The following is a 7,853-nucleotide window of genomic DNA, read 5'->3' as shown; positions in this document are numbered from 1 at the left end:
AATTTATTCCTCAATATTTTTGAACAGTGAATGTTTGAAGTAACTTTTTAGTCAAAATCAGTTGATAGGGATATTAGTGATACATATTTCAATAAAATGTGCCAAAGAATTAAAGCTATGAATTATTCAGGATATTTATGGGAGAATTAGAGTGATTTTTTTATTATTACTAAAAAACAATATAAAATAACGCATTTTAAGCCCTCTTTGTGCATAAGGATGAAGCTTTTAATTTGAAAGAGGCTTAAAATGCGTTTTAATTTTTTCTATTTTTCATAAATATATAGGTTAGTGGTTTAAAATTATAGGGTATTACAACTCTCAGCTGTTAAAAATTATCTTTTAAAGTGTCGTCTATCCTCTCAAGTTGAAACATTGGGTTCTTACCTAATCTTTTTTAATTGTTCATAAAAATTTTCATGCGTTCCACATAGTAAGATAGGTATCACTGCATTATCTTTAATTTCATATGCAACGCGATATGTCGTACCTGCATACTTGAATCCAATAGCCCAAATTCCTGATAAATCACCCGTTTTTTGTTCTCCCGAATGAGGACGAACTGCTATCTCATCATAAATTATCGTTAAAAATTGTTCTTTTAATGTTTTCTCTTTTAATTTTTTTAGATACTTTATTACGTGTTTAGAAGGTAGAATCTCATAAGCCAATTTCTGCTGCCAACTCCTCTTTTGTCATCGGTTTAGAATTTGCAACAGTATCTTCAGCAATAGATTTAAATGCAGAAGTTAACGCATTTTTTCTATTTCTAAATTCTTTTAAGATCTCTTGTTTGCTATAACCTTCTGAAAGAATATCAGCCAAAATATCTTCACTAAAATCAAAAAATTCTTTTTTAGGCTCTACAAACTCATAAAGGATACCATTCTCTACAAGCTTAGCTTCTACTTCAACACCATTGGGCACATCGAATTCTTTAGGGACCGTTAACATAATAGAATTTCCTTGTTTTCTTGTTTTTGTAATCATATTATTTCCTCCATTATTTTACATTTCGTAATTACTTAGTAATTACATTGTACGCTATTTTTAGTAGAAATACAAAATAATAAAACTCCTTTAGAACAATTTTCAAAGGAGTTTTATTTGATTAGGAAATTATGTAGAATAATAATATGTTTTTAACTTGGAATCAAAAACGCACTTGCAAGTAAGTTTACTTCAATACATGAAATTGCTTATAATAGTGTATTGGAATTAAGGTAGATTGACAAAAGAGTGATCAAATAGGTATACTTCATTCAAATAATCGTTTGAATGTGAGGTGAGATGAATGAAAAAAGTTTGCCAAGTGACTGTCGTACATAAAGAAAAAGTAAATGGAATAAAAAATAAATTGGATCAAAAAGATTTTTCAAACTTACTTGTGTTAGGGAAATGTTTCAGCGATTTTTCTAGAATTAAAATTTTCTATGCTTTAGAAACCTATAAGGAAATGTGCGTCTGTGATTTAGCAGAAATACTTACTGCTAGTGTCGCTACAACGTCACACCATTTACGTTTTTTAAAAAAACATGGAATGGCAAAATCACGTCAAGATGGAAAAGTAGTTTATTACTCTTTAGCGAATGAAGACATCCTTTCCGCTATTCGTGTTTTTTAAAGTTATCAGAAAATCTATCTATGAAATCTTAGTTTGGGGGTACCGTCAGGAAAATGCGGATTTACAACGTTAAGGAAATTTATTAAAGAGACCAATTCCTCAGCACTAAAATTGATAATTGGGCTTTCTTTGTTACTATAGTGTTAGGTAAGCTTTTTACTTTATCACCGGTTTTCCCCTCACTTCACACCTACGGGCGAGTTTCCCCACATCCCGTTTTCCATCTAATCCAATTCATTCAATATCTTTATGTGTATGAAAGATCAGATTGCTTGATTTAGACATCTTACACGTAATTTATTCTTAAATGGGTACGGTAAACGAGCAATAATACGAGCAAAAGTATACCTACAAAAATAATAACTCTGTCTAATTTTTTTTGATTCATATGCTTATTGCTTAAACCATATAATTTCAGTCCAAGAAAGCCTCCAACAGTATTTGTAATTACATCTGTTATGTCTGTCGCTCCAATAGCGAAGATAAATTGAATTATTTCAAAAGTAAGACTTAAAACCAGTACAAAAGCAAACTTAGGTAAAAATCCGATTTCTTTAAAATTGACATTCAAAAGCAAGCCAAATGGAATAAAGATTATAACATTATCTATCATCTCTCTGAAATTCCCAGTAGCAGTAAATGGAGTCAAGTTAAGACTTCTTTGATGATAATTAAATACTGATAAAATATTGTATTGTAATTTGAATAACACTAACCAGATTAGTGTCACTAAATATAAAGCTAGCAATCCTCTAGATAATATTTTTCCCAATATAATTTCCTCTAATTCTTTTGTTTAAGTTGTATCATTAGTATAGCAATGTCCTAGTTAACGTGGGTTTTAAATTAAAAAGCTAACGTTACCCCAAAAGTGCTAGTACAATAATGCTGTTCATTAATTTCGTTGGTTTCATTCCGCCATCCTTACCTCCTTGAATTAGTATGTGTTGATCCGGGAAACACTGTCACAATTACACCGTCTATATTGTTTCCTGATATCTCATAACGAAGATTAGTCGGCACATGAATGGTGGTATTTTTAGTAACAGGATAATAAAAGATCTCATATTTTTCCCCATTTACACTAACAGAAATGGTTTTTTCTTCTTTTAGGTAATCCATATATTCCTCGAGAACGAAATTCTTTTCTTTCATAATCGCACTATGTGGTAAACCAACATAGCGAATATGCCATAGTTCATATTGAATTCCTGTTAACTCTGTTTTGTCCTCTGGATAACGTAAAATGAACCCGTATTTCCAAGCATTTTCTTCTATCCACTTTCCTTCAGGGGCTCGTTCCATTTTCGTCAAGCTTGATCCTACATCTAGTGATAAACCTGAATTATGCTCACTATAACCTGCTGGTAAGGCATACTCAGCCCCCATTTCTTGGTAAAGCACACTTTGCTCATCAAAGTCTCGATAGCCACTATTAATAATAAAATGACTAACGCCACCCTTTACAGCATCATTGACCATCTCTGAAAATTTTTGTGCTATTTCTTTTGACATATAAATATTACTATCAAGCAACCCGTATCCATTTATTAATTCGTCATGTTTAGATAAATTCACGATATCTGACTTCACACTTTCTTGGCGAACAGGATATTTACTATTGATTAATAGCAGATTTCCTTGATAAACCTGTTCTTCTGTAATTGTTTTCTCTTGGGTATTTTCAGAAGTCCCACTATTTTCTAAATGTTCTTTGGGATTTTGATCATAATTTTGAAATTCGACTTTTTCCTGAGAAAACAGTGCTTCATTAACGTAGTCATAACCTAAGTATATTAAGAATAACAATAACAATAAAAAAAACAACTTCTTCATTTTCAGTCTCCTCCTTAACTATATAGTTGGAAGTATGAAATATTTCTAGAATCTTCCCCTTAAACGGCACAATCTCGTTTGAGATTGTGCCGTTTTGCCCCGTAAATTACAGTCAATTATTTCGCCCTACTGGATTTACTATTATCACCAATGTAGATGAATTTTCATAAGTGATACCCATGCTGAATTTAACGAGGCTGAACTGCCTGTTGACAATGGGCGGTGTGAAATACCACCCCTCTATGCGATCAGTCTTATTATCAGGCTATCTTGCCGCAGCGCACGCAGATAATGACCGCAATATCGCTCTGCCTTACATCTTCAATACTATCTACTATATATAAATTCCCTAAGAACCAGTTACATACGTCGGGTTTCCTGCCGAAATAGTTAGCTTATATAGTTTGTCCGTGCAACGGTTAAAAGTTTATTTAACGGGGAAATCAAAATAGCTATTGGGGTATGGTTCGTCTCTTAATACATAGTGCCACCATTCGAGGCTATATGCTTCAAACCCACTGTTTTCCATGATGGAGCGCAAACGTCTGCGATTTTGCGCTTCATTGCATGATATTCCATTTGCCGCATGATGAGAGCGTTCATCCATAAAATCAAATCGGCTCCCCATTGGTACAAGCTCACCCGTGTCTAATCGATAAAGCGTAAGATCAATGGCACTGCCGCGGCTATGGCTTGATTTTGAAGCCACGTATCCTTTTGAAATCATCTCAGTTCGGTCAATATTGGGATAATAACTTTCCTTTGTCAGGTTATTTTCCGGCTGTGCAGCCCATTGCATAAAACAGTTTACAGCACGATTAGGACGGTAACCGTCCCATAGAAGCAATCCGTACCCTTGGGTAGCAGCCAGTTCTTTTGCCTTCAAAAGCGATTCAGCCAACTCGTATGTCCCTACAATGCGATTTACTTCATAACCGTCAACCGGTTTTCCGGTGAAATTATCCCAAGTGGCATATTTAGCGTCCCAACGAACACCGTGTACTATTTCATCTAAAAAAGTAAATCCTATTTCCATGCTTATCACCCCTTTAACGCTAATACGATCAAGCGGTCAATCAGTTCGGGAAGTGCAATACCTGCAGCGGCCATCATACGGGGATAACGACTGTATGACGTGAAACCGGGCAGAGTATTGACTTCGTTCAGTACAATGCGGCCGTTATCTTGTAAAAACATATCCACACGGGCTAGACCTCTACAGCCGAGCGCTTTATATATTTTTTTTGCCGTTTCCTGTATCCGTCCTCGCTCCTCTGCTGAAAGGTCTGCGGGAACGGTTATAACTGCGTTTTCAGAGCCTTTTTCCGGCTCGACTTCCTGATGAATACGAAAGATTCCGTACTGCAGCCTGATTTGGTCCACCTCGCCAACAGCTAACGCGGCACTGTTTCCCAATACCGCACAACCGACCTCACAGCCCGAAACAGCCTGCTCAATTAAGATTTTGCTGTCATATTGTCTTGCCGATTCAATTGCGTAGTCCAATTCGTCCGCGCTATTGACTTTTTTCACACCGAAGGATGAGCCTGAACGCGCCGGCTTAACAAAAACAGGATAGGTAAACGTAGCTGCCACCGGCCTATCATCTTTATTAATAACCCAAAAGGCGGGAGTAGCTATCCCAGCATTTTTCGCAACGATGTATGTCAACGATTTGTCCATACAAATTGCTGAGCTTTGAATATCGCAGCCTACAAAAGGGATACCGGACAATTCAAACAGACCTTGTATGGATCCATCTTCACCTGACTTGCCATGCAAAGCTGAAAATGCTACATCAACATGGTTGATTTCATATTCATGGTTCTTTTTAACAAGTAATCCGTGCATTTTTTTATCCGGCGAGAGTACAGCTGAATAGCAATTGTCGTTTTCCCATTCCGCGCAAGGTTTTTCGCACATTTTCCATACACCAGATTTCGTAATTCCAATGTATAACGGCTCGTATTTTTCTTTATTAATGTTAGCGGCTATCTCTATTGCAGATTTTACCGATACGTCATGCTCCTCTGAGCAACCCCCAAACAGTATTGCAACTTTTATTCTATTCATGCTCCTGTCTCCTTTCAAAATCCAAACAGTTTTTAATGGTTTTTTCAACGGTATCACGCAACGCTTGCTCGGTATAATAGGCCGTATGCGGTGTGATTATCACGTTAGGCATTCTTTGAAGTTTAAGTAAAAATTGATTATCAATTGGTTTTTGGGTGCAATCAGAGTAGAAAAACTCTTCCTCTCCTTCCAATACATCCAATGCGGCACCGCCCAGTTTCCCGTTTTCTAATGCTTTAACCAACTCATAGGTATCTACAAGTGGACCGCGCCCAGTATTGATAAGAAATGCTCCTTGCTTCATTCTCTGTATTTGTTCGTGGCTGATAATATAGTGCGTATCCGTATTGAGCGGCACATGAAGCGTAACGATATCGCTATTTTGCAGCAACTCATCAAACGGTACATAGTTTACCTCTATACTTCGGCTGCGACTATAAGCCAACACTTTACATCCAAATCCTCGCAGCCGCTCAATAACCGCTTTGCCTATCTGGCCCGTTCCCACCACACCAACTGTCATGTCGCTGAGTACCTTGCCACGGTCGCTGTCCAACCTGAAATCATGTTTTTCCACAGAGCGCACAATCGATTTTACGTTGCGTACTGCCATAAGAATTAGCATCATAGTATAATCGGCAACGCTATCCGGCGAGTACGCCACATTGTCGACAGTGATGCCCATTCTCTTAGCAGCAGTTGTATCTATATGATTGCAGCCGATGCTTCGGGTAGAAATATATTTCACACCGGCTCTCTTCAGCGCAAGAAGAATAGAGGCGGAAATCTCTGATTTATGTCCCACACTGATACATTGATTGAAAGGCGCGGATTTGGCGTTGGATTCCGACACGTTGGCGTTAATTATCGTTGCCATAACGCCAAAGCGAGGCGAAAGAGCATGGAATGCATCTGCCTCATCCTGCTCACATCCATAAACAGTAATGCCGATGTTATTCATAATTAAGACCAACCCTTTCTGTGAAAGGCACCAAATAAAACGGGGATGCCAATGGTAATCTTGTCAAATCTTTCTCTGAAGAACGAAAACGGCTCGTTCTTACGGTATTAAGTCTACCGTGTAAGAACGAGCCGTTTCTTAATATTAAATTGTTAATTTCCTAAGAAAAAGTAAAGATAACCTTGAGATTTTCCTAAAAAATTATGGCTCTATACTTTTTGATGTTGGTGGATGACACCAGCATCTTTTTTATTTTCCAAAACATATAGAAAAGACACCTTGAAATCCTTTAGAATTAATTTGGCGAACCAACCCAAAAGGAGGAATCAAGATGTCTTACACTCACCTTATCAAAGAAACATTAGATATTCTAGACTTATCAGTTACTTTTAACGAAAATTGTCTCACAAAAGAAAAATACAAAGGGCAAATCTGTCATATTTATCGTGGAAACTTGATTTATACAGCCCAAGAATGCATCCACTGTAAACACCAGATTGCTTCAGATATAGTGCGGTGGGGTACATCAACCGTCCGGTTGTTAATGAACGATGTTTCTGAATCCCGTACCTACCTCGAATTGAAAAAGCAACGCTTCAAATGCAAAGGTTGTCAGCGGACCTTTGTCGCAGATACTTCTGTTGCGAAAAAACATTGTTTCATCAGTGAGAAAGTCCGCTGGTCTGTCGTGACTCGTCTGAAAAAAAATACCTCAATGACAGAGATCGCCGCTCAGAAAAATCTATCGGTCTCTTCTGTTTACCGTATTATGAAGCGATTTTATCGTCCGTTGAATCCTTTTCGGACACCGTTACCTAAGGTACTTTGTTTTGATGAATTCAAATCAGTTCGGGGTGTTTCAGGTGCTATGAGTTTCATCATGATGGATGGACAAACACAGCGCTTATTGGACATTGTCGAGAACCGACAACTGCCTTTTTTAAAACGTTATTTTAGTCATTTTTCACGAGAAATTCGTGAAGCGGTCGAATGGATCGTGATTGATATGTACGCTCCTTATGTATCGCTCGTTAAAAAGCTGTTTCCAAAAGCACAGCTGATTATTGACCGGTTTCACATCGTCCAACATATTGGTCGTACCTTTCGCAATCATCGAATCAAAGAAACGAACCAACTATTAAAAAGCAAAGAACAAAAACACTATCAATTAGGTAAGCAATTAAAAAGATACTGGAAACTTCTTCAAAAAGATGAACGCAAGCTTGATTATACTCGACGCCTTTGGCGACCTGGCTTCAAAGCTCATTTAACAGAGACCGATATTGTGGATCGCTTACTGAAAGGGAGCCCTGCTTTGCGTGTAGGCTATCAGTTATATCAAGACTTTCTTTACGCTGT

At 37.3% G+C, this 7,853-nt stretch carries 9 protein-coding genes; 2 read left to right on the top strand and 7 right to left on the bottom strand.

Annotation, left to right across the window (positions count from 1 at the left end):
- Positions 1 to 383: 383 nt before the first annotated feature.
- Both KQI94_RS14700 and KQI94_RS14695 read right to left on the bottom strand, forming a co-directional pair.
- A complete protein-coding gene (locus tag KQI94_RS14700) occupies positions 384 to 671 on the bottom strand; it encodes a type II toxin-antitoxin system RelE/ParE family toxin (protein ID WP_000312841.1) in 288 nt (95 codons plus the stop codon).
- Positions 661 to 990, bottom strand: coding sequence for a hypothetical protein (locus KQI94_RS14695; protein ID WP_000629052.1), 330 nt, complete (start codon positions 988 to 990; stop codon positions 661 to 663). The genes KQI94_RS14700 and KQI94_RS14695 overlap by 11 nt, the downstream gene beginning before the upstream one ends.
- A 304-nt stretch (positions 991 to 1,294) precedes the next feature.
- On the opposite strand from KQI94_RS14695, the gene KQI94_RS14690 reads away from it, so the two are divergent.
- Positions 1,295 to 1,624: a metalloregulator ArsR/SmtB family transcription factor gene (locus KQI94_RS14690; RefSeq protein ID WP_000754864.1), complete on the top strand. Its 330-nt coding sequence runs from the start codon at positions 1,295 to 1,297 to the stop codon at positions 1,622 to 1,624.
- A gap of 286 nt (positions 1,625 to 1,910) precedes the next feature.
- Here KQI94_RS14690 and vanZ-A read toward each other — a convergent pair whose 3' ends face one another.
- The 5 genes from vanZ-A to KQI94_RS14665 form a co-directional block, all read right to left on the bottom strand.
- Complete coding sequence (vanZ-A, locus tag KQI94_RS14685) at positions 1,911 to 2,396, bottom strand: glycopeptide resistance protein VanZ-A (RefSeq protein WP_000516404.1); 486 nt, start codon at positions 2,394 to 2,396, stop codon at positions 1,911 to 1,913.
- Between the two features lie 152 nt (positions 2,397 to 2,548).
- On the bottom strand, positions 2,549 to 3,460 hold the full coding sequence (vanY, locus tag KQI94_RS14680) for a VanY-A/VanY-F/VanY-M family D-Ala-D-Ala carboxypeptidase (RefSeq protein WP_000732308.1): 912 nt from the start codon (positions 3,458 to 3,460) through the stop codon (positions 2,549 to 2,551).
- A 427-nt stretch (positions 3,461 to 3,887) separates the two neighbouring features.
- Positions 3,888 to 4,496 carry a D-Ala-D-Ala dipeptidase VanX-A gene (locus tag KQI94_RS14675; protein WP_000402348.1) on the bottom strand — a complete coding sequence of 203 codons (609 nt, stop codon included), beginning with the start codon at positions 4,494 to 4,496 and terminating at the stop codon, positions 3,888 to 3,890.
- 5 nt (positions 4,497 to 4,501) lie between these two features.
- The gene (gene vanA, locus KQI94_RS14670; RefSeq protein WP_001079843.1) at positions 4,502 to 5,533 is read right to left on the bottom strand and encodes a D-alanine--(R)-lactate ligase VanA; all 1,032 of its coding nucleotides are present in this window, start codon (positions 5,531 to 5,533) and stop codon (positions 4,502 to 4,504) included.
- Complete coding sequence (locus KQI94_RS14665) at positions 5,526 to 6,494, bottom strand: D-lactate dehydrogenase VanH-A (RefSeq protein ID WP_001059542.1); 969 nt, start codon at positions 6,492 to 6,494, stop codon at positions 5,526 to 5,528. The genes vanA and KQI94_RS14665 overlap by 8 nt, the downstream gene beginning before the upstream one ends.
- Positions 6,495 to 6,825: 331 nt before the next feature.
- Here KQI94_RS14665 and KQI94_RS14660 point away from each other — a divergent pair.
- On the top strand, positions 6,826 to 7,853 hold a 1,028-nt coding region (locus tag KQI94_RS14660; protein WP_216454553.1), incomplete at its 3' end, for an ISL3 family transposase.

Source organism: Enterococcus sp. S183_ASV_20, from assembly GCF_018919685.1.
GTDB lineage: Bacteria > Bacillota > Bacilli > Lactobacillales > Enterococcaceae > Enterococcus > Enterococcus faecalis.
This window is presented reverse-complemented; position numbering and strand designations above follow the sequence as displayed.